Below are 22,943 nucleotides of genomic sequence, written 5' to 3'. Positions count from 1 at the left end.
CTAGTGTGACTCGTCGCCTAGAGCGCGTCTACTCCAACAGCATCTTTAACACTATTAAAGCCGTCTTTTCTAAGTATTTTTGCAAGACCGCGCTTTAGCGTTGTAATTTGTTGAGGGCCTCTGTACATAAGAGAAGAAACGAACATAACTAAGTCGGCGCCGTTTCTAATCTTTTGATACGCTTGTTCAGCGGTAAATACTCCGCCGATTCCAGCAATTGCAAAGCGAGACCCAAACTCGCTTCTAGTGCGCTTAATAAGATCGTTGCTTGCGGCAAATGTTGGAGAACCCGAGATTCCACCTTGCCAATCTGCAGGAATGTCTAGCCCATCTCGATTCTTGCGCAAATTTGCAATGCTTACGCCATCAACCTTATGCTCGCTTAAAACGTCTAGCAAAGACTTAAATTGAGGCCATCCGCCCTTTAAGTTCAAAGGCATTTTTACAAGAGTTGGCTGAGGCCTGCTAACTTTGTCTAAAACACTAAAAAGCTTATCTAAAGCATCTGGATTGCTAAAAGGCTCGCCAGCCATAGTGTTTGGGCAAGAAATATTAACCTCAATCATCGAGCTTTTGCCGCTTGCGCGCTCCATGGATATGCGATAATCTTCAATGCCTTCGTCTAAATCACCAACAAGATTATCGTTAGTTCGCGCGATGCTTACAGAAATTTGCATGCTTTTAGCATTCGTCCACGCTTTTTCTACTCTAGGAATCACAAATTCGCTGCCGTCGTTTGCAAGACCTGCATGAACAAGAAGCGAATCATATTGCGGAAGCCTATGATACCAAGGCTTAGCGTTTCCTGCACATGGACGAGCGGTTGTGGAGCCAACTGTTTCAAATCCAAAACCAGCGTTGTCTAGAACTGTGCACAAGTCGCAGTTTTTATCGAGTCCTGCGCTTAAGCCAAATGGATTTGCAAAATCCACTCCCATAACTTGCGTTTGTAAAATTGGATCTGTGTAGTCAATCATTTGTCGCAAAAGCCACATTAATCCAGGAACTCGTTCGCTTATTTTGCAAAATGCAATCATGCGGTCGTGTGCTTCGTCTGGCGGAATGTTAAACACTAAGTGTGGCTTAATAATGTGCTTGTAGCTAAAAGTAAATAAGTCTGTTGCGGCAAGATTCACAGCATTGTGTAAAGAATTTTCAGATACGTAACTCATGATTCAATACTATACAACTTTGAGCATTTTGCAATCTTGGTAAAAGCGAATCGACCTGCCTTTGCGAATGGTATAGCAGCACGGCTATATTTGTGAGTTATGCCTACTTATGATTTGGGACTAGAACATGTTTCCCTTGAATTTGCAACAAAAACGATTTTCAAAGACGTAACTCAAGGCGTTTTTGAAGGCGATCGCATAGGAATCGTAGGCAAAAATGGAGATGGAAAATCCACTCTTTTAAAGCTTCTTCAAGGCGCGATTGACCCAGATTCGGGAAGAGTTACGCGTAGAAATGGCCTAACTTTTGGCATTTTAAGCCAGCGAGACCCGCTAGACGATAATGCTACGGTTCGCCAGGCTGCGCTAGAAAATCGCCAGGATTACGAGTGGGCTGCAGATTCAAAGCAGCGAGAAATTGTGGAGGCTCTTTTGGGCGGAATCAACCTTGAAGCTAAGGTTGGTACGCTTTCTGGCGGCCAGCGTAGGCGCGCGGATTTGGCAAGACTTCTGCTGCATGATTGGGATATTTTGGCTTTGGACGAGCCTACGAATCATCTTGATGTGCTTACAATTCATTGGCTTGCGGAGCATCTTTTGCACAGATGGCAAGATGGTCAGGGTGCGCTTTTGCTTGTTACGCACGACAGGTGGTTTTTAGACGAAGTTTGCTCTTCTATGTGGGAAGTTCACGATGGCGCAATCGACCCGTTTGAAGGCGGCTACAGCGCTTACATGATGCAGCGCGTTGAGCGCGAACGCCAGGCGGATGTTCGCGAGGAGCGCAGGCGGAATTTGGCTCGTAAAGAGCTTGCGTGGCTTTCTAGAGGTGCTCGCGCTCGTTCTACAAAGCAAAAATTCCACGTTAAGCAAGCTCGCGAGCTTATAGCAGACGTTCCGCCAATGCGAGATACGCTTGAGTTAAAGCGAATGGCCACTTCTCGACTTGGCAAGCAAGTTGTTGATTTGATTGACGTTACGCAAATTTTTGAGGATTCGTCAAAGCCTGCTGGAGTCGATGCAGATATTGTAAAATCGCCATTTTCACAGCCTATGCATGATGGTAGCGTTACGATTTCTGTAGACGAATCGCAAGCAGCCGCGCAGTCGCAAGAATCGCAATTATCGCAAGAAGAATCGTCATTAAAAGAAACGTGTGCAGCATTACAAAAAACGATTAGCGGCCGCATGATTTTAGACAATCAAACGTGGCTAATAGGACCTGGAGACCGATTCGGCATAGTGGGAGCTAATGGCGCTGGAAAATCAACGCTTTTAAGCATAATCGACGGCTCTTTGCGTCCAACTAAAGGTCATGTAAATATTGGCAAAACTGTAAAATTTGCCGTTCTTTCTCAGCGCTTAGAAGAGCTGGAAAAGCTTGGAAAATATAAGGTTAAAGAGGTTTTGAGCCGATATAAGCCAAGCTACATAATCGACGGCAAAGAAGTGACTCCTGGTCAGCTTATGGAGAGGCTTGGTTTTAAGCCAGAGCAGCTTATGACGCCGATTGCAGACCTTTCGGGTGGCCAAAAACGCCGCATGCAATTGCTTTTGATTCTTCTAAACGAGCCAAATGTGTTGATAATGGACGAGCCTGGAAACGATCTAGACACCGACATGCTTGCAGTTATGGAAGATTTACTAGACACATGGCCAGGCACTTTGATTGTTGTATCTCACGATAGATACTTGCTTGAGCGCGTGACTGATCAGCAGTTTGCGTTGATTGACGGCAAGATTCGCCATCTTCCAGGCGGAGTTGACGAGTATTTAAAGATTATGGAAGACTATGAGCGCGCAAATATGCAAGAATCTAAGGCAGATTTTGAGGCGAGTTCCAGTGATGGTTCCAGTGCGGTTGCTGGCGATTTGCTAGATGCGGATTCTGCGGAAAAATCCAATCAAAAATCAAATCAAAAATCTGAAGCAAAATTAAGCGGAAAAGCGTACTACGATGCTACAAGAAGAGTTGCGGCAATAGAGCGCAAGCTAGAAAAGCTTGAGGAAGAAAAAAGCGCGATTGAGCAAAAAATGGCAAGCCACGATCCTAGCGATTTTGTTGGCTTGCAAGAGCTTAACGAGAAGCTACAAGCGAATCAAAGCGAGTCTAGCGCGTTAGAAGAAGAGTGGCTTACGCTTAGCGAGCAAATTTGATGCAAAAGTCTACAGTTTTGTGTAGCGATTTTGCTAAAGATTAATGCTGCGTGCTAGCAAGATTAATGCCGCGTGCTAGTTAATGCCGCGTGCTAAATTGTTGAATTATGGCTCAAATTAAGGATATGTTGGAATCTGTAAAACCTATTCGCTTTGATGGCAGAGATGTGGACGAGTTGCGGCCAGTAAAAATCACGCGCAATTTTACAAACGTTCCAGAAGGCTCCGTTCTTATTGAGTGCGGAAATACGCGCGTTATGTGCACTGCCACTTTTACTATTGGAGTTCCGCGCTGGAGGCGAGACACTGGTTTAGGTTGGGTTACAGCCGAGTACTCAATGCTTCCAAGGGCCACTGCTGAGCGCACTGATCGCGAGTCTGTTAAGGGCAAAATCGGCGGCCGCACGCACGAGATTAGTCGTCTTATTGGTCGCTGCCTTAGGGGCGTTATAGACATGAAGGCAATGGGCGAGTGCCTTATTCAAATCGATTGCGATGTTCTTCAAGCAGATGGCGGCACGCGTACAGCTTCGATTACGGGTGCGTATGTTGCTCTTGTGGATGCGCTAAATTGGGCCGAAAAGCACAAGCATATTCGCAGCGCTAAAAACGTTATTAAAGACTCTGTTTCTGCTGTTTCAGTGGGCGTGATTAATGGCACTCCAATGCTTGATTTGCCTTATGTAGAAGATAGTCAAGCTATGACAGATATGAATGTTGCTATGACTGGTTCGGGCAATTTTATTGAGATTCAAGGCACAGCGGAGCATCGCCCGTTTAATCGCGATGAGCTTAACGTTTTGCTTGATTTGGCATCTAAGGGGAATCGCGAGCTTCAAGCGGCTCAGCGTGCAGCTTTAAGTCAAAATTAAATAAAAGTCAAAATTAAATAAAATTTATAAAAATTTATGTCTGTTTATTCGATAAATTACTAAGGAGTGGCGAGCGTGAAACTTGTTGTGGCAACGCATAATGAGGGTAAACTCGTTGAAATTCAGCGGATTCTTAACGAAGAGTTTGCGGAAATATCGGAGCATATTGAGCTTGTTACTGCTGGCTCTTTGGGGCTTCCAGACCCAGTGGAAACAGGCGTGACTTTTGAGCAAAACGCGCTAATCAAGGCTAGAGACGTTGCGCAAAGAACTGGATTGCCTGCGGTTGCTGACGATTCTGGCTTGATTGTAGACGTTTTGGGCGCGGCTCCAGGAATATTGTCTGCGCGCTGGAGCGGGGTTCATGGAGACGATAATGCCAATAACGCGCTTTTGCTTAAGCAGCTGGAAGATATTCCAGACGAATGCCGAACTGCGCGATTTAGATGCGCGGCGGCTCTTGCTGTTCCTAAAGACTGCGTTGATGCGGATCTGGAAAACGCTATGTGGAAAAACAACGGTTTTGAGACTGTTCGCGTTGGAGAAATGGTTGGGCGCTTGATTCGTGAGCCTAGAGGTTGCAACGGTTTTGGCTACGATCCGCTTTTTGTGCCAAATAATCAGCCCGTTAGGGATGGTGTTCAAATGCACGATTTAACTAGCGCGCAACTTAGTCAGCAAGAAAAGAATGCGATTTCTCATCGCGGCAACGCTTTGAGGGCACTTTTGCCTGAGTTAAAGGCGATGTTTATTGAGTAGTTGCGATTTAATTTGCGATTATAGTTGCGATAAACTCACGATTTTAGCTTGCGATTAAAGCTTGCAACTTTTGCTTGCGATTAAACTACAAAATGTGCGCGAGATGGGACTTGAACCCACACGTCGTAAGACACAGGAACCTAAATCCTGCGCGTCTACCATTCCGCCACTCGCGCGAAATCGCCTAAACAGGCAAAAAATGGGTTTTTAAGAGCCACTTGACAGAATCGAACTGTCGACCTTCTCATTACGAGTGAGACGCTCTACCGACTGAGCTAAAGTGGCAATTGCCCGAGAAGCATTCGCGACTCGCGCACAAATCAAATACTATATATGAATATTTCGATTTTGTCTAGTGCGCCGCGCCGTAATGTTCGCATGTGTTCTAGTCAAAGTGTATTTCTGTCCGCTTTTGTGAGTATCTTGGCAATTGGAAGATGTGATGCAAGCGCCTTGCTTTAGCTCATTTTTACACTTGTTTACATTATGATTTTTGCTTACGATTCATGATGATTTTGCATTGTGTTTAAGTGTGCCAAAGATTGTGCTTAGACTTAAAACATTTATATAAAACATTTATAAATCATCACATCACTTAATAAAGATGAAAGGACCTAGAAATGGCCATCAATCCACCAGTTGACGCCGTTAAGACCCCAGAATGGGCTGCATTGCAAAAGCACTATGATGAGTTGCAATCCGAAGGCGTGAGCCTGAAGAAGTGGTTTGCTGAAGATGCAAATCGCGTGGATAAGTTGAGCTTCGAAGCTGGAGATCTCCACTTCGATCTTTCTAAGAATTTGATTAAGCCAGAAACGCTTAAGCTTTTCGCAAACCTTGCTAAGGCTGTTAAGCTCGACGAGCGCACTAAGGCAATGTACACTGGCGTGCACATTAACAACACCGAAGACCGCGCAGTTTTGCACACTGCTTTGCGCCGCCCAGCCGAAGACGCTGGCAAGTTTATTGTAGACGGCCAAGATACCGTTGCAGACGTTCGCGAGGTTTTGGGTCGCATTTACGATTTTGCTAACGAAGTTCGCTCCGGCGCTTGGAAGGGCGTTACTGGCAAGAACATTAAGACTGTTGTAAACATTGGCATCGGCGGCTCCGACTTGGGTCCGGTCATGGTTTACGAAGCCTTAAAGCCATACGCTGACGCTGGTATTAGCGCTCGCTACGTTTCTAACATTGATCCAAACGATATGGCAGAAAAGACCAAGGATTTGGATCCAGAAACCACGCTTTTCATCATTGTTTCCAAGACTTTCACCACTTTGGAAACTTTGACAAACGCTCGTAGCGCTCGCACCTGGTTGCTTAACAAGCTTCAGGAGAGCGGCGCTATCGACGGCAGCGATGCAAAGAAGGCAGAAGCTGTTGCAAAGCACTTCGTGGCTGTTTCTACCAACCTCGAAAAGGTTGAAGAGTTCGGCATTAACCCAACCAACGCCTTTGGCTTCTGGAACTGGGTTGGCGGCCGTTACTCCGTTGATTCCGCTGTTGGCACCTCTTTGGCTGTTGTTTTAGGACCTGAGCGCTTTGAGGAATTCTTGAAGGGCTTCCACGCAATCGATACCTACTTTGCTGAGACTCCATTCGAGAAGAATGTTGTTGTTCTTCTTGGTATGCTCAACGTTTGGTACCGCAACTTCTACAAGGTTGCTTCCCACGCTGTTCTTCCATACGATCAGTACTTGCATCGCTTCCCAGCGTATTTGCAGCAGCTCACTATGGAATCCAACGGCAAGTCGGTTCGCTGGGACGGCACTCCTGTAACCAGTGAAACTGGCGAAATCTTCTGGGGCGAGCCAGGCACCAATGGCCAGCACGCTTTCTACCAGTTGATTCACCAGGGCACTCAGCTTATTCCAGCTGATTTTATTGCCTTTGTAAACACGCCAAATCCTACTAAAGATGGCGATCAAGACGTGCACGAGCTTTTCTTGGGCAACTATCTTGCACAGACTAAGGCTCTTGCTTTCGGTAAGACTGCAGACGAAGTTCGTGCTGAAGGTACTCCAGAGGAGATTGTTCCAGCTCGCGTATTTAGCGGCAATCGTCCAACCACTTCCATCTTTGGCGATGCTTTGACTCCATTTAGCTTGGGCGAGTTGATTGCTCTCTACGAGCACATCACCTTCGTTGAAGGCACTGTTTGGGGCTTGGATTCTTACGATCAGTGGGGTGTGGAGCTTGGCAAGCAGCTTGCAAAGCAGATTACTCCTGCAATCTCTAAGGATGATAGCGCTTTGGCAGCTCAGGATGCTTCTACGCAGAGCTTGATTCGCTTCTACCGCGCTCATCGCAAGTAAGTGAGCGAGTAGCAATCTTATTTGATTGTTAATCTAAAGCCTCTTGGCGTATTTACTCGTCAAGAGGCTTTTTTCTCTCCGAATTGACTTTTCGAGCTAACGACATTCTCTGCTTGGTGTTGTATGAGGGCTGGGTGTTTCTTGTCTCACAACGCTCCGCCTATTACGTGTGGTTTGTTGTTGCGGTTGTTCCGATTTGGCTTTGATTTTGTTTTTGTGTTGAAGTTTGTTTGTAGGGTGAGTCATTGGGCTATTGGGTATCGGCTGCCGCTCTTATACTGTTCGACCAAGAATCACCCAGCCCTCTTGCATGCTTGAACAATTGCGTAGTTTTCATCACCGAGATTCTCGATTTTTCTTGCTACTTCAGCGAATCACCATCAAAGATGCTGAGGTTCGCTTCATCCGCTGCAAAAAATCTCGCATCTCTACCTTACTTGCGCTTAAATCGTAGCGCGAGAAATCAATTCAAAAATAGGTTGACTTAAAAGTGGTGATAATTTATAATGAGCACGGTCGGTAGGTAAGGCTACCACGGGGATACGGGTTGCTGCCGCAACACAGTGGAGACACTGCAAGTTGGTCAACAGTTGTTGTCGATTTCAAGGCTTCGACTAATGCAACGCCATCGCCCTGCGAAGCTGAAGCTTGAACGACAAGATTAATGTTGATTTCTTTTGATTTGTAAATCACATTGTGTCTTCTTGCTTGCCGTCCGGTTCAATGACGATGCGATAGTACGGTTTTGCGTTGGCGCGCACAAGCTAGAGGAGGTGATTGCTGTGAAACATGACAGTACGGGCTGTAATCAAAGTGCTAATACTGTTAACGCTGTTAGTGACGATTCAGACAGTGTTAGTAGTAGTACGGACGTTCCTCCTGAATATAAAAAAGCCAGCAATCGCCGCCAAAATACTTGCGTTTAGTGATTTAGTGATTTAGCTGATTAGGCTTACTAGCCTTACTAGCCTTATTAGGATTACGCAAAATAGTGGTGATAAGCGGCTCTCAAAGAAAATACGCGTTACCAGAGGACTTATCATGACAATATTTACAACATCTGGAAAAAGTAGTGCCAGCGCGCAAGTAGACGAAAACACTCGTTTTTGGTCCGATATTATTGTGTGCGTTGGCATAATCGCACTTTTTGGAGTAAGCGCTTTCCTTTTGCAGCGCATTAACCAGCCGATTGGACCTAGTGGCATACCTTCCGCGGTTTCAACAGACCTTATTAATTTGCCTTATTACACGCTTAGATCCGTGTTCCGCATGATGCTTGCGCTTATAGCATCGCTGATTTTTACGATTATTTACGGATCTCTTGCAGCGCGCAGCCGTCGCTTGGGCAAGGTTCTTATTCCATTGCTAGACATTTTGCAATCCGTTCCAATTCTTGGCTTCCTTTCGGCTACAGTAACGATTTGGTTAGTGATTTTCCCAGGATCGATGATGGGCGTTGAAGCCGCTTCGATTTTTGCGATTTTTACAAGCCAGGCGTGGAACATGACTTTCTCGTTCCACCGTTCGCTTTTAAGTGAGCCTAAGGAGTTAGACGAGGCAGTGCGCAGCTTGCAACTTACGCATTGGCAGAGATTCTGGGTGCTGGATATGCCAAACGCAATGATTCCGCTGCTTTGGAATTGCATGATGAGCGTTGGTGGCGGATGGTTCTTCCTTACTGCTTCCGAGATGATTTCCGTAAACAATCACACTTATGCGCTGCCTGGAGTTGGTAGCTTTGTTGCGCAATCTGCTGCAGAAAACAAGCTTGGAAATATTTGGTGGGCCATTTTATCCATGATTATTGTTGTGCTTGCAATCGACTTTTTCCTTTGGAAGCCGCTTACCGCGTGGGCAGAGCGATTCCGCATAACGCAAAGCGCGTCCGATGAAGAGCGAAAGAGCGCGATTTTAACGCTTATTCGTCATTCGCATGCCGACGAAGTTATTAGCAAGCTGTTTTCGCCTATTCGCGAGTGGCTGGAATTGGCTACGCGCCCATTCGGACGCACGGGTGCAAAATGGCCTCGTAAAGCGTCTGCTCGCAAGCTTGGCGATTTAGTTTTTAACGTTGTAATGATTGTTCTAATTATTGCTGCGGCTGCACAAATGCTTTACTTTGTAGCAACTCGCACAGGTTTGCAAGAGTTTGTTACAGCTGGAGCGTTAGGCGCTTTGACTTTTGTGCGCGTTGCAGTGTTGATTTTTGTAAGCTCGCTGATTTGGGTGCCAGTAGGCGTGTATATTGGCATGAATCCTAAGATTTCTCGCATTATGCAACCTGTTGTGCAAATCTTGGCTAGCTTCCCAGCAAACTTTATATTCCCATTTGCAATGATGTGGTTTATGGCTTGGCACATTGACCTTGGCTGGGGAAGTATTATTTTGATGGCACTTGGCACGCAATGGTACATTCTGTTTAACGTTATTGCAGGCGCTAGTGCGATTCCAGACGATTTACGAGAAATGACAAGAAGCTTTAGATTGAATCGTGTACTTAAGTGGAAGACTCTTGTTTTGCCTGCGATTTTTGGATCTTGGTGCACTGGCGGAATTACGGCCGCTGGCGGCGCTTGGAACGCTTCGATTGTTGCAGAGATTGTTGAATACGGCAAGAATCACATGGCAACTCAAGGTTTGGGCGCGTATATTACGAATGCAACAACCGTTGGTGATTCCGTAAAAACGCTTGTGGGAGTAACTGTTATGAGCTTAATAGTTGTGTTAAGTAATCGACTGTTCTGGGCGCCTTTGCAAAGGTACTCCGCAAAAAGATTCGTGTTGAATTAAACGATTGGCTAATCGCAAGTAACCGATGATTAGTTGCTTGTTAGTTGCCATTAATCGCTAAATCAATATAAATAAAATCAATAAATTCAAAAATTAAACTTATAAACTTACAAACTTTACGAAAAGATTGGCAAAATTATGAACACTTTGAACAAAAACGCGCAAAAGGCTGCGCAGTCTTCAATTACAAGCGACATTATTGACGCAAAGCACATAAGCCAGAGCTTTACTTCGGATAGTGGCACTACTCAGCACGTACTTCACGACATATCGTTTACGCTGCGCGAAGGCGAAATCGTTGCAATTCTAGGGCGTTCTGGCGCGGGAAAGTCAACCTTCTTGCGAACAATGGCAGGCTTGATTCAGCCAACAGAGGGAACAGTTACATATCGCGGACGCGAGCTTACAGGGCCAAACCCAGGAGTGGCAATCGTCTTCCAAACCTTTGCTCTTATGCCATGGCTTACAGTTCAAGACAATGTGGAGCTTGGCTTGCGCGCTAGAGGCGTTAGTAAAGAGAAGCGCACGGAGCTTGCGCTCGCTGCAATAGATGCAATTGGCTTGGACGGCTTTGAAACAGCGTACCCAAAGGAGCTTTCGGGCGGTATGCGCCAGCGTGTAGGCATTGCGCGCGCGCTGGTTTTGCGCCCAGACGCTTTGTTTATGGATGAGCCATTCTCGGCTCTTGACGTTCTTACGGCAGAAAATCTTCGTCAGGAAGTTCTTAAGCTTTGGTCTAGTGAAGAGCGTGATATCAAGTCTGTTGTAATCGTTACGCACAATATTGAAGAAGCTGTGCAAATGGCGGATCGCGTGGTAGTTTTGGGGTCTCATCCAGGTCATTTGATTGCAGATGTGCAAGTTGATTTGCCTCGACCAAGAGACAAGCATAGTGCTGAATTTGAGGCGATGGTAGATAATCTTTATGCTATTTTGACTGGCTCGAATCCAGAAAGCGATCTTGAATCGCAAAATGCGGATTCGTCCGTCTCTAGCGATTCGTCTAGTGCTGCGAGCGACTCTTTGCCTGCGGAGCAAGCGGATGCGGAAGAAACTGAGGCTGCTGCAATCGCAGATATGCTTATTCAAAAGCATCACGATGCAGAAGTGGAAGCTAAGCAAAACGAAGAGCAAGCGGATGCGGGCGAGCAAAAGCCAGAGCCAGTTGCTGTGCACTTGCTGCCTAATGCAACGCCAGGAGGCATGGCTGGTTTGCTAGACGTTATATCGGAAGAGCCAGATGGTATTGATTTGGCTGATTTGGCTGCGGATTTGTCGTTTGAAATCGATGACTTGTTCCCGCTTGTGGATGCTGGAACAATGCTTGATTTGCTCACAGCAGAAAATGGCCATATTACGATTACGCAAGCTGGTCAAGAGTGGCATAATGCCGACATTTTGCACAGCAAGCAGGTGTTTGCGCGACTTGCGATTGAGCATGCGCCTCTTGTTCACGCGATTGACCAGGCTTTGAGCCGAAACCGCAACGGCAAGCTTCGCGGTGAGTTGATTTTGGATTTGCTTCGCAGTAAGCATACGGACGCTTTGGCTCGTCAGCAATTTGATATTGCGATTAGCTGGGGTCGTTATGGTGAGCTTTTTGACTACGATGCCGACGACGACGAGTTAACGCGTACTGTTGAAACAGCGCCGCTTAATGGCGTTGCGTGATAAAATAGTGCGAAATAGTGCTAAATAATGTCCATTATTGAGCATAAATTTATGTTCGTATGCTTTCAATAAGCGGATGCCGCATAGTCTGCTTATTAGTAGTCTAGCCAGCTTTTGAAGATTGGCGGATGGAAGCCCCAAAAAGCAAACTTTTTGGGAAAGATTATTCAAAGTAAAGTTAAAAGTCAAAATTAAAATTAGACAATTTACTTTGATAAAACTTGCGCTGATATGCGGCGGCGATGGAGGAATTATTATGGTGAATGCTGTAGAAGCATTTGATGCTAAGCATCTTAAGGCTGCCGAAGAAATCCCAGCTTTCCGTCCTGGAGATACTGTTGACGTTAACGTTAAGATTCAGGAAGGCAACAACACTCGTATTCAGACTTTTACTGGCGTAGTTATTGCTCGTAAGGGTGCTGGCGTTCGCGAGACTTTTGTTGTTCGTAAGGTTAGCTTTGGTACTGGTGTTGAGCGTCGCTTCCCACTTCATTCTCCAGCTATCGATTCGATTAAGCTGGTTCGTAGTGGTCGCGTTCGTCGCGCTAAGCTTTACTACTTGCGCGCTTTGCGTGGCAAGGCTGCTCGTATTGCCGAGCGTCGTGACAACAGCGCTGCTAAGTAAATTTATTTAGGTTAAGGATTTACATAAGGATTAATATGCATTCCGAAGACTTGCAAAATAGCGATAATCATATTGTTAATGTAGCAGGTCACGGCTTGAATCCTTCTCCTGTTCCACCCGAGCCAGAAGTCAAGCGTAATCTTGCTTCTGGCTTTGGTGTTATGAGCGTTTTTAATTTTGGCTCTAAGAGTGCTGGAGCTGGTATGCACTCTAAACATTGCAAAATCAGGGGAAATCACGTTTCTGGTAATTGCGTGAATAATCGCGATTATACGAATTACGCTTTGCGTGGTAATAATTCGGAGCAAAATAATCGTCAAAATTCTCAAGAGCAAAATGGCTCTAAAGCAAGAACAGTAAAGCTTTTCAAAACTTCTTGGAAAGAGCTTATTGCTTGGTATCTTGTTCCTATTATTGTTGTGATTCTTTTGCGTATTTTTATTCTTGGCGTGTATTTTATACCGTCGGGATCTATGCTAGACACAATTCATATAGGCGATTACGTTGTTACGTCTAAACTAACTCCTAGGGTTTTTCCGCTAAATCGTGGTGATATTGTTGTTTTCGAAGATCCCGCTAATTGGCTAAGCGGAGAAAGCAGCAGTGGTGGCATTCTTGCAGGCAAAGATTTAATTAAGCGTCTTATTGGTCTTCCTGGAGATACAGTTGAGTGCAAGGGAGATGGCGACCCGATTTTGGTTAATGGCGTTCCAGTTCTTGAATCTGCTTACATTAGACCAGGCGTAAGTCCGAGTGCGTTTGCGTTTAAGGTAAAAGTTAAGCCAGGTCACGTTTTTGTTCTTGGAGATAATCGCGCTAATTCCGCGGATTCTAGGTACCATAAGAACGATGGAGACGACGGTTTAGTGCCAATTTCTAAAATTGAAGGCGTTGCGTTTATGCGTTTTTGGCCACTTAATCGTATGGGTATTTTTGAAAACCACAGCGATGCTTTTGACGATGTAAAAGCCAAATCTGCAAATAAGTAAGACGTAAGTAGACGTAATTAAGCATAAGTAAACGTAAGTTGATATCGCAAATAAGTAGATATCGCAAATAAGTAGTGCAAATAAGTAGTTAAGAGTAGGCAAATTTGGCAATTATTCCATCTTTTGACTTTGAACAAAACCTTATAAGCAGCGGATTTGACTGGGTTGTTGGCTTAGACGAAGTTGGCCGCGGTAGTCTTGCTGGTCCTGTTATGGTTGGGGCTGCGCTTTTTAGTGCGCAAAAGATTAAATCGGGTAGTTTTCCGCAAGGTTTAGCGGATTCTAAGCTTCTTAATGCGCATAAGCGGGAGGGTTTGCTGGATCCGATTGAAAATTGGTGTAATGCTTTTGCTGTTGGCTCTTGCACAAATCGTCAAATTGACGAGTGGGGTATTAGCTACGCTCTTGGTGTTGCTGCGATTAATGCAATTAACGATGTTCAAAATCGCATGCGCTCTAGCCTTAAAGATGCGCGGATTGCTGCGATTTTGGACGGTCCGTTCAATTACGTTGGCAAAGCTTTAGGTACTTTTGATGCGCCTAGTATGCAATTTTCTGTAAAAGTTCACACTTTAGTTAAGGCAGATCAAAAGTGTGCTAGTGTTTCTGCGGCTTCTGTTATTGCAAAGGTGACTCGAGATTCGTTGATGATTGATTTAGCGCAAAATCCAAAATATGCTGTTTACGATTGGGCGCATAACAAGGGCTATGGTTCTAAAGCGCATAGGGATGCGATTCTTGAGCACGGCGCTAGCGATTTGCACCGTTTGAGTTGGCATTTGGGGTAGTGCGCATTTTGTGTAGCTAGCAATCTACAATTCGGCGTGTTGATGCCTGGCGTTTAGCGTAATCTTATGTGTTGTAATAGGTAGCGAATCTGTGTGTTAGAGAGTGCTTGTAGAAGTGCATTTTACGGGTTTGAAAAGTGATTTATAGTGCTTTAAGAGTTTAGATGTTAGATGTGCTATGAGTATTAGATTTGTTTGATGTTTGATGTTTAGATATTTAGATGTTTGGCTGTTTTTGTGTTTGTTTGCACTGGTTAAATGTGTTCGCTCTTATGCATAATATAACTACGTTGATTTTGTAGGTTTTATGAACAAGAAAAGGATAGTTAAATGATTAGTCGTTTCTTTGCTTTTGTTCCAGGTGTTAAACATCTGGTTGCCTTAAGAGCGGCGTGTCTTGCTATATCTTCTCTTGCAAACATCGGTTTTGTGTATGTTTGTGTTGGTATTCTTTCGCCTATTTTGATTCCAGCAAAATATACTGGTAAATCTTTGCTTAGCTCCGTTGAGTTAACGTCTTATTTGATTTCGCTTGTTGGTATTTTGATTATAAAATACATTGCTTTCCATCAATCTTGTATTTTTTCTACCGAGATTGGCACTCGCGTAGCTATGAAGCTTCGACCGAAGATGTTGCGATCTATGATTTCGCTCAGTTCGGCTAATCGCACTGATTCTGTTGAGTATTCTTCAATCTGCGTAAATGAAGATATTGCTTGGGTTCAGCGTTGGGCTGGTTTGCTTTTGCCGCAAATTTTTGCAGCTTTTCCTATGCCTTTTGCTGTTAGCATTGCGTTGTTCTCAATCAACACTTATCTAGCGAGTATTTGCCTCGTTGCGGCCGTTTTTTCTGCTTTAGCTCTTTGTACTGCGCTTTATAACGTTCGTGTTTTGTTGCGTTGTTTGTGCGCTTTTTTGACGTATTTTATGGTTGCGGTTGCTGTTGTTTGCACGGTTTGGCTTCTTTCAGTTAGGTCTGTTGGTCTTCCTGCAGCAATGCTAACTTTGCCGCTGCTTATGTTAAGTGTGGATCCAATTCGCCGAGTTGCTAATTGCATGCATATTAAAAATCGTGCTGTTTTGGGGCTAAATAATATTGGCGATTTGTTCAAAAGTGTTGCTGCTAATGGTGGTTCTTCCAATAATTCGTCTACTTTAGATTCCGATTTGGATTCCGAATATTCACAATCCGTGCTAGAAAAAATAGACAATAAGTCGTCTTTGAGTATTCCAGATGGCGCTAGCAACGTTTCTTTGCATGTTCGTTGTAATTTTGTTAAGAATAATCGTCCTTTGCGCGCATCCTTTAATGTTTCTAGTGGAAAACTGAATATAATGCCAAGCGAGTATTACGATTTAGTTGCGAATAACGTTCTTAATGGCGTCACTTTTAGCTCTAAATCGAATGTTGCGCTATCTTACAGTGATAGTTACGCTTTGCCTGATTTGGGTGCAGATTCGCCATTTGTGGCATCTGATTTTGGCGATATTGTGGGAAATCCTTCTTATATAACTCTAAATAATGTAGATCCTGGTGCATTGGCGGATCTTGTAACGATTGTTCGCAAGAATAGTCACATGTTTTCTGCTACTTTGCGAGAAAACTTACTGATGGCGTCTAAAAATGCTACTACAACGTCTATGTGGCAGGCACTTGGGGCTGCTCGCGCGGATGGTGTTGTTTATGCAGATTACAACGGTTTAGACTTGCGCGTAGAAAATATTCATGCCGAAAATAAGCAAGACATTCTTAGGAGACTTGTTATGGCGCGCGCGCTGATTCGCCGCACTCCTGTATACATTTTTGACTATTCTTCTAAAAACATTAGCGCTAAAGAAGCTAAAAACTTATGCGATATTTTGCGCAAAATTGCCAAAAAAGCAACTATTCTTGTGTTTCTTCCAAGCGATAGCTACGCCACTAGTGCAGACAATTTAGTTAAAGTTAGTGTGTTTAGTGATTCGCGTGCGCGAGCTGCATCTGTAGGCGCGCTAAGTGGCGATTTAAGTGGCGATTTGCGCGCGCAAAGTGGCGATACAAGTAGCGATTCAAGTGGCGATGAGCGTGAAAATGAGCGTGAGAATATTGCGCATAATAGTGGCAAAAAATCAAAAGTGTCTTACTTAAAGAAAGCATTATTTGCCATTCTCAGTGCCTTCTCAACTGTAATAAACATTGTTTGTGCTTTGTTGATTCCTGTTTGCGCAATCGCAGCAATGTTTGCTATAGCAAGCAGGCCGCTTTTTGGCTTAGGTGTTAAAGACTACGTTCTTGTTGTAGTTGTTTGCGCATGCTTAAGATGCTTAACGCTTGTTGCGTCTTTTGCAGGACTAGACCTTCATCACGCTCACTTACACAAGGCAGGTCTTAGTATGAGCGTTGGAATGATTCTTTCGATTATTCCAGCAATCGTTTTGCTAAGCTATTTTAGTGTTCAAATCGCGATTTTTGCGTCTGTGATTTGTTTGCTAATCGTGTTTGTAATCCCAGGATTGTTTAGTTTGAGCCTTAAAAGCTTTATTAATAAAGTTCATCTAGATCAAAAAATGGTTGAACTAGAAGTAGATGATGTAGAGCTTGGTTTGCAAGAAGTATTGGCATTCCGTCAAGGAGACTATTGCGTTAAACGAGTTGTTGATTCAATGCGAAAATTGGCTCAGCAACGCGTAAGATTATCGCGCAAAGTCGGCAGAATGCAAGCGATTCTTATGTCGGTTTCTCTTATTGGAATCGCAAACGCAATAATGCTTGTTTCTAGCACAATACATCCGCTTGTAACTAAGAATCCGCAATGGAACGTTGTGTACGCAGTTATGGCAATCATTATTCTTATTAGCCTTATTCAGCAAGTGCTCAACATTGTTATACGTCGTATTCCTTGGGTTGTAGATATTAATCATGCTGCGCAATCGTAGTAACCGTAGTAGTCGTAGTAACCGTAGAGTAGGTGATGCGCGCTATAGCAACGCTCCAATCTCTAGGAGCGTAACGTCTTTTATATGGCTTATTGCGCTCGCGATTCTTATAGGAATTGTTATTGGCTTAGTTTTGCCTAAACTCAACCAAGATGTTGGGAATATTACTGGAGAATACGTTGCCAGTGGAGATGCTGCAGAAAAGCTTAGCAAGTTAAAAGTAGATAAGTCGCATGCTTCTGGATATAACAGAAGCGTTTTTGGGTATAGAACTACAGACGATGATAAAAACGGTTGTGATGTTCGAGAAGACGTTCTTGCGCGCGATTTAACGCATGTTCGCTTTAAGTATGCGGGATCTTGCAAAGTGGCGTCTGGGCTTTTACATGACCCATATACAGGATTAGATATTAACTTTGTGCGAGGCAGAAAAACTAGCGCTCTTGTTCAAATTGACCACGTTGTTGCTCTAGAAAACGCTTGGCAGTCGGGTGCTTGGAAGTGGAATCGCGCTAAGCGACTTAAGTTTGGTAACGATATGCTGAACCTTCTTGCTGTGCAAGGAGCAGCAAACCAAGAAAAAGGCTCTGCTTCTGCGGCCTATTGGCTTCCATCTAATAAGTCTTTTAGATGCGGTTATGTAGCTAGGCAGATTGCTGTTAAGTATAAGTACGACCTTAGCGTTACAAGCGCCGAAAAGCAGAGTATGGCGTCTGTTTTGCACGGGTGTTCTGCGCAAGAGTTGCCTACAAAGTAGAGCTGTGAGCGGTGAGCGGTGTTGTGTTGTTGCGTTGTGGCATCGACGTTCGCTGTGCGAATGTACTTCGATTTTCCGCATTTTGTACCATTTTTGGCCTAAATCACGTACAAAAAGCGGAAAAACTTCCGCACTTTGTACCATATTTGGCCTAAATCACGTACAAAAAGCGGCGTTGTGCAAATAAAAAAAGTGTGCAAACCAAAACTGATTTGCACACTTATTAGTCAACGTTAAATTAAAGACTTAAAGCTATGTTAGGCTTTTAGGCTTCTATGCTTCCCACTTAGTAGGTTCAATAACCTCTTTGCCACCCATGTATGCTTGCATAGCTTTTGGAATATCAATAGAACCATCTTCGTGCTGATGATTTTCCAAAATAGCAACAAGCCAGCGAGTGGTAGCCAAAGTGCCATTAAGCGTGCTAACTGGGCGAGTTCCGCCATCTTCTATGCGCTCGCGAACATTCAAGCGGCGAGCCTGATACTCAGTGCAATTAGAAGTAGAAGTAAGCTCGCGGTAGCGACCCTGAGTTGGCACCCAAGCTTCGCAATCAAACTTGCGCGCAGCAGAAGAGCCAAGGTCGCCAGCAGCGGTGTCAATAATGCGGTAAGGCACTTCCACCTTAGCGAGCATCTCTTGTTCCATTCCAAGCAACTTTTGATGTTCTGCGCGAGAATCTTCTTGCTTGCAATAAACAAACATTTCTACCTTATCGAATTGATGCACGCGAATAATGCCAGAAGTATCTTTTCCAGCAGCACCAGCTTCTCGGCGGTAGCAGCTCGACCAGCCACAGTAGCGCAAAGCGCCATTACTTAAGTCAAGGATTTCATCCTCATGCATGCCTGCAAGAGCAACTTCGGATGTACCAACTAGGTATTGATCATCTGGCTCGCGAAGGCGATAAATTTCGTCTGCGTGAGAATTCAAGAATCCAGTTCCTCGCATAACTTCTGGACGCACAAGTGTTGGCGTAATCGCAAGCGTAAAGCCGTGCTCTTCTGCTTGGTCTACAGCCATTGTAAGCATTGCGATTTGCAAGCGGGCAACAGCTCCGCGCAAGAAGTAGAAGCGAGAGCCTGCAACCTTAACGCCTCTGCGCATATCGATTCCAGCAACGCCAGTTCCAAGAGTCAAGTGGTCTTTTGGCTCAAAGCCTTCTGCTGCAAAGTCGCGAGGTGTGCCAACCTTCTTAACAACAACGTAGTCGTCTTCTCCGCCTTCTGGAGCTTCGTCTTCTACAATGTTAGAAAGCTTCCACATTGCTGTTGTGTAGTCGGCAGTAGCTTGCTCGGATTGAGCCTTAAACTGTGCAACTTTTTGCGCTAACTCTTTTGTTTGTGCAATAAGTTCGGCTTTTTGGTCTGCGCTTGCGGCTGCTACCTTTTTGCCAATTGCTTTTTGATCGGCTCTAGCTGCCTCAAATGCCTTTAAGCTTGTGCGGCGCAAATCGTCTGCGCGAAGCACTTCATCGACAAGTTCTACGGACTCGCCACGCTTGCGTTGCGATTCCTTAACTACGTCGGCATGTTCACGAATAAATTGGATATCAAGCATGTTTTCTAGCCTAGTGCCGTAAGGCGACAGATAATGCGTATAAGCATGGTGCGAATGGCAGATGCGAATGAGCATGTGTGCGTGTAAAATTTATTAAATCTTGTTTTAAGGAGTAAAAATGGCACTTATTCACGCTACTCAAGAAGATTTTGAGAAGATTGCAAGCACCAACGAGGTAGTTGTTGTTGATTTTTGGGCCACTTGGTGCGGTCCTTGCCGTGCTTTTGGGCCGATTTTTGAGCAAGTAAGCGCAAAGTTTGAAGATGTTCCGTTTGTTAAAGTAGACATTGATCAGTCTCCAGATTTGGCGAGTGCAGCTGCGATTAAAGCGGTTCCAACAGTTATGGTTATTAAGCGCGGAGATGTTATTTATCGTCAAGCTGGCGCTTTGCTTCCAGCTGATTTAGAAGATTTAGTTAATCAAGCTAAGGCTTATGATCCTAGTAAAGATGATGAAAATAATAAAGATAATTAGGTGATTCTGTAAGCGAGTAAAGCGAATTTAAGGATTGCGGGGAATAGTCGCAAGAACCTTGATTTTTAGGGCTTCTCTTTACGTAAGACTACAATTATATATACTTTGTGCAAAAGTCGTATGACTAAAAGTTATATAACGAAAAGTCGTATAACGTTTTAGGTTTACACTTTGCACTAACTTCTATCAAGGAGAGTTATGACAAGTCACAGAAAGAAAACTGTTACGCTTACTTCATTGAGCATGCGTCAATGGGCAAGAGTCGCAGTGATTTTTGTTAGTATTGTGGCTGTTGTAGTTCTTGGAATTGTTTCTCGAAACTTTTATTCTGGTTCCAAATCAAATTCCGCAAAGTCTTATGTAACCGCCTATTCGGCTACAGATAGCGAAAATCAGGTTTCTCGTGGTGCATACAGAAACTCGCTTAAACCATCTAAAAAGGGCGCAACTTCTTATATTACTGTAAATATAAATGGCCATCATCGCGCGGTTTTTGGAACAGATTTTACAAATGTTAAGTCCGTTTTAGAAGCGGGAGACATAACTTTGGATTCGCACGACGTTGTTACGCCGTCTCTTGATTCAAGGGTTAGCGAGTCTACAGTTATAACTATTAAGCGTGCGGGAGCAAAGTTAGAAACTTCCGACGAGCCTATTGCGTTTAATACGGTTAAAAAAGAGACATCTGCTCTTCCAAAAGGCACGGAAAAGGTTAAAGAGCAGGGTGCGCCTGGTGTTATGGAAACAAGCAAAATTGTTACGCGCGCAGGCAAGAAGATTGTGTCTTCCAACGTTTTTGTATCTTTTGTTAAGCAAGCTCCAAAAGATAGGGTTGTTCTTGTTGGAACTGGCGGTGCTAGTGTAGATTCTGATTTTGCTGCGTCTATTGGAACCACTGTTCCAGCAGGCGAGATGCAAGAGTGGGCGCATTCGTGGCTGCTTTCAAACGGATATAGCGAGGCTGATTTTACTGCTACTGTGTTTATTATCTCGCACGAATCTGGTTGGCGCGTAAACGCTATGAATCCTTCTGGCGCGTATGGTTTGCCTCAAGCTTTGCCTGGAAGAAAGATGTCTTCTATGGGCGCTGATTGGGCAACTAATTATCAAACTCAGCTTCGTTGGTTCTGGAATTATTGCAATGGTCGTTATGGGTCGATTCAAGGCGCGTATAGGCATTGGTTGTCGCATAGAAGCTACTGATTTGGCGCGTAATGAATTTTTTGAGAATCGTTGGGTTATAGAGAATCGTGTGTTTGTAGTTTGTAGTTTGTAGTTTGTAGCTTTGTAAACAACAAACTCACGGAGTAGACTTATAGGCTTGTTTTAAGGCGATTATTGTAGAGTCGATTATGTTTCTTGGTTTTACAATAATCGCTGATTATTTTATGCGTGTTTTGCAAATATGGAAGGAAGTTTAAGTGACAATATTGCCTAGAAAATCATGGTTTAATAAGAGTAGTGACTCTGTTAGCAAGTCTTATAAATGCAAGTCTTTTGGGAATTGGCGTGAACTTAGCCATGCTCTTGTTGGTGAGCAAGCGTATAAGAACAATCGTCTTACGAGCGCAGCCTTGGTTTCTTTGGCAATTTTAACTTTTATAACGTTTATTGGTAATTTTGCGCAATTACAACTTACGGCCGCGCTGCCAACGATTGTTCGCGAATTTAACATTAGTGTTACTACAGGTCAGTGGCTTACGTCTATTTTTCAGTTGGTTATGGCTATTATGGTGCCGCTTACTGCGTTTTTAACTAGGCGATTTTCCACGCGTCAAATCGTTATATCGTCTATGATTCTTTTTACGCTTGGCTCGATTATGGCGTGGCTTAGCAATGATTTTATTATGGCGTTGGCTGGCCGCACTTTAGAGGCGATTGGTACTGGCGTTATGTGGCCCGTGTTGCAAATCACCGTGTTTTCTGTGTATCCAGTAACGCGGCGCGGAATGGCTATGGGCAGCGTTGGTATGGCTATGAGCATTGCGCCAGCAATCGGTCCAACTGTTGGCGGCATTCAAACTGATTTCAACGGGTGGCGTTCAATCTTTTTGTCACTTAGCATTATTGGCGTAATTTCTATTGTTCTTTCTGCGTTCTTCTTGCACAATTTTGGCGAGCAAGATCGCACTGCGAAAGCCGACTTTTTCTCCGTTGGTCTTTCGATTATTGGTTTCGGCGGCGTTATGTTTGGCTTTACAAACATTGAAGCGTACGGAATTTCTAGCGCGTTTTCTTGGGCGCCTATGCTTGTTGGTGCGTGCGGAGTTGCATGGTTTGTTGCGAGACAGTTGCGCGCGCACGCGAGTGGTAAGCAACCTTTACTTGGCATTAACGTTTTGAAGAATCGCTATTTTACAATTGGAACGGCTTGCGCATGCTTAACGTTCTTTGCGTTTAGCTCGATTATGGTTGTTATTCCACTTTATATTCAGTCGGATCGCGGTTTTTCCGCCACTATGAGCGGACTCGTGCTTTTGCCTGGCGCGTTTGGAATGGCCATTTCGCAATACTTTGGTGGGCGCATGCTCGATCGTTTTGGCGTGCGGCCAGTGGCAATGGCTGGCTCGTTGATTTTGCTTTTTGGCACAGTAATGATGAGCCTTATAGACATGCATACGTGGATTTGGTGGATTTCTATTTGGCAATTTACGCGTCAAATCGGCATGGGATTCTTGCTTATGCCTGTTACAACGTGGTCGTTAAACTGTTTGCAACAAAGCGAGCTTGGCGACGGATCTGCTGTGACTAATACAATGCGTCAGCTTTGGGGTGCGATTGGTGCGCCTGTGCTTGTTGTAACAATGGCCACCTTTACGCAATGGCATCACTTGCTTACGGGTGTTGGAAGCGCGGATAATGTTGCGGCTAGTATTTTTGGCGTGCAATGGACTTTGCGAATTAGCGCGATTATTACGGCTATTATGGCGTTGATTGTTATTTTTGGCGTTAAGGGAGAAGGCGCGGGTTCGGCGCATCAGCTTGCGCGCAGGGCGATTGACCGTATGCGCGTTTTGCACATTCCGCACGCATCGGAGCATAAAGATGTTATGCACGATCATACGCATCATCAATACTGATATCTTGCAAGAATCTC

Annotated in this window: 17 protein-coding genes, 2 tRNA genes and 1 riboswitch; of the genes, 15 read left to right on the top strand and 4 right to left on the bottom strand. The window is 44.4% G+C overall.

Features of this window, described 5'->3' with window-relative positions; genetic code table 11:
* Nucleotides 1–17 precede the first annotated feature (17 nt).
* On the bottom strand, nt 18–1,172 hold the full coding sequence (locus HXT23_RS04535; protein WP_422112758.1) for a quinone-dependent dihydroorotate dehydrogenase: 1,155 nt from the start codon (nt 1,170–1,172) through the stop codon (nt 18–20).
* Between the two features lie 99 nt (nt 1,173–1,271).
* Between HXT23_RS04535 and HXT23_RS04530 the strand changes: the two genes are divergently transcribed.
* The 3 genes from HXT23_RS04530 (at nt 1,272) to HXT23_RS04520 (ending at nt 4,960) form a co-directional block, all read left to right on the top strand.
* A complete protein-coding gene (locus HXT23_RS04530; RefSeq protein ID WP_410293992.1) occupies nt 1,272–3,329 on the top strand; it encodes an ABC-F family ATP-binding cassette domain-containing protein in 2,058 nt (685 codons plus the stop codon).
* 107 nt (nt 3,330–3,436) lie between these two features.
* Entirely contained in the window at nt 3,437–4,201 is a 765-nt protein-coding gene (gene rph / locus HXT23_RS04525; protein WP_020973255.1) for a ribonuclease PH, read from the top strand.
* 75 nt (nt 4,202–4,276) lie between these two features.
* Nucleotides 4,277–4,960, top strand: a complete 684-nt coding sequence (locus tag HXT23_RS04520; RefSeq protein WP_119529189.1) for a non-canonical purine NTP pyrophosphatase — start codon at nt 4,277–4,279, stop codon at nt 4,958–4,960.
* A 95-nt stretch (nt 4,961–5,055) separates the two neighbouring features.
* Here HXT23_RS04520 and HXT23_RS04515 read toward each other — a convergent pair.
* Together HXT23_RS04515 and HXT23_RS04510 are read right to left on the bottom strand one after the other, a co-directional pair.
* A tRNA-Leu gene (locus HXT23_RS04515) sits at nt 5,056–5,136 on the bottom strand.
* 36 nt (nt 5,137–5,172) lie between these two features.
* Nucleotides 5,173–5,245: transfer RNA gene (locus HXT23_RS04510), tRNA-Thr, on the bottom strand.
* A 335-nt stretch (nt 5,246–5,580) separates the two neighbouring features.
* Between HXT23_RS04510 and pgi the strand changes: the two genes are divergently transcribed.
* From pgi to HXT23_RS04465, 9 genes are all read left to right on the top strand, one after another.
* Nucleotides 5,581–7,275 (top strand): glucose-6-phosphate isomerase, encoded by a 1,695-nt coding sequence (gene pgi, locus HXT23_RS04505; RefSeq protein ID WP_004131739.1) that lies wholly within the window; start codon nt 5,581–5,583, stop codon nt 7,273–7,275.
* Between the two features lie 508 nt (nt 7,276–7,783).
* A riboswitch (M-box (ykoK) riboswitch) is annotated at nt 7,784–7,944 on the top strand.
* 113 nt (nt 7,945–8,057) lie between these two features.
* The gene (locus HXT23_RS04500) at nt 8,058–8,201 is read left to right on the top strand and encodes a hypothetical protein (protein ID WP_162861482.1); all 144 of its coding nucleotides are present in this window, start codon (nt 8,058–8,060) and stop codon (nt 8,199–8,201) included.
* 115 nt (nt 8,202–8,316) lie between these two features.
* The gene (locus tag HXT23_RS04495; RefSeq protein ID WP_119529190.1) at nt 8,317–10,065 is read left to right on the top strand and encodes an ABC transporter permease; all 1,749 of its coding nucleotides are present in this window, start codon (nt 8,317–8,319) and stop codon (nt 10,063–10,065) included.
* A 138-nt stretch (nt 10,066–10,203) separates the two neighbouring features.
* Complete coding sequence (locus HXT23_RS04490; protein ID WP_119529191.1) at nt 10,204–11,736, top strand: nitrate/sulfonate/bicarbonate ABC transporter ATP-binding protein; 1,533 nt, start codon at nt 10,204–10,206, stop codon at nt 11,734–11,736.
* Between the two features lie 256 nt (nt 11,737–11,992).
* The gene (gene rplS, locus HXT23_RS04485; RefSeq protein WP_004127473.1) at nt 11,993–12,361 is read left to right on the top strand and encodes a 50S ribosomal protein L19; all 369 of its coding nucleotides are present in this window, start codon (nt 11,993–11,995) and stop codon (nt 12,359–12,361) included.
* 35 nt (nt 12,362–12,396) lie between these two features.
* Complete coding sequence (gene lepB, locus HXT23_RS04480; protein WP_016636362.1) at nt 12,397–13,350, top strand: signal peptidase I; 954 nt, start codon at nt 12,397–12,399, stop codon at nt 13,348–13,350.
* Between the two features lie 104 nt (nt 13,351–13,454).
* Nucleotides 13,455–14,138, top strand: coding sequence for a ribonuclease HII (locus HXT23_RS04475; protein WP_410293993.1), 684 nt, complete (start codon nt 13,455–13,457; stop codon nt 14,136–14,138).
* Nucleotides 14,139–14,468: 330 nt separating this feature from the next.
* Nucleotides 14,469–17,054: an ABC transporter ATP-binding protein gene (locus HXT23_RS04470; protein WP_422112757.1), complete on the top strand. Its 2,586-nt coding sequence runs from the start codon at nt 14,469–14,471 to the stop codon at nt 17,052–17,054.
* Nucleotides 17,038–17,811, top strand: coding sequence for an HNH endonuclease family protein (locus tag HXT23_RS04465; protein WP_016808392.1), 774 nt, complete (start codon nt 17,038–17,040; stop codon nt 17,809–17,811). Before HXT23_RS04470 ends, HXT23_RS04465 begins: the two co-directional genes overlap by 17 nt.
* Nucleotides 17,812–18,084: 273 nt before the next feature.
* Here the strand turns inward: HXT23_RS04465 and serS are convergent, their stop codons facing one another.
* Complete coding sequence (serS, locus tag HXT23_RS04460) at nt 18,085–19,371, bottom strand: serine--tRNA ligase (protein ID WP_004131752.1); 1,287 nt, start codon at nt 19,369–19,371, stop codon at nt 18,085–18,087.
* A gap of 118 nt (nt 19,372–19,489) precedes the next feature.
* Here serS and trxA point away from each other — a divergent pair, with 118 nt between their 5' ends.
* The 3 genes from trxA to HXT23_RS04445 all read left to right on the top strand — a co-directional run bounded on the left by trxA (nt 19,490) and on the right by HXT23_RS04445 (nt 22,926).
* Complete coding sequence (gene trxA / locus HXT23_RS04455) at nt 19,490–19,846, top strand: thioredoxin (protein ID WP_060785879.1); 357 nt, start codon at nt 19,490–19,492, stop codon at nt 19,844–19,846.
* A gap of 198 nt (nt 19,847–20,044) precedes the next feature.
* Complete coding sequence (locus HXT23_RS04450) at nt 20,045–21,049, top strand: G5 domain-containing protein (protein ID WP_410293995.1); 1,005 nt, start codon at nt 20,045–20,047, stop codon at nt 21,047–21,049.
* Between the two features lie 218 nt (nt 21,050–21,267).
* Nucleotides 21,268–22,926 (top strand): MDR family MFS transporter, encoded by a 1,659-nt coding sequence (locus HXT23_RS04445; RefSeq protein WP_410293996.1) that lies wholly within the window; start codon nt 21,268–21,270, stop codon nt 22,924–22,926.
* Nucleotides 22,927–22,943: the final 17 nt, after the last annotated feature.

The organism is Gardnerella sp. DNF00257 (genome assembly GCF_049262745.1).
Lineage (GTDB): Bacteria > Actinomycetota > Actinomycetes > Actinomycetales > Bifidobacteriaceae > Bifidobacterium > Bifidobacterium piotii.
The sequence above is the reverse complement of the archived record's forward strand: the minus strand, read 5'-3'. Positions and strand labels throughout refer to the sequence as shown.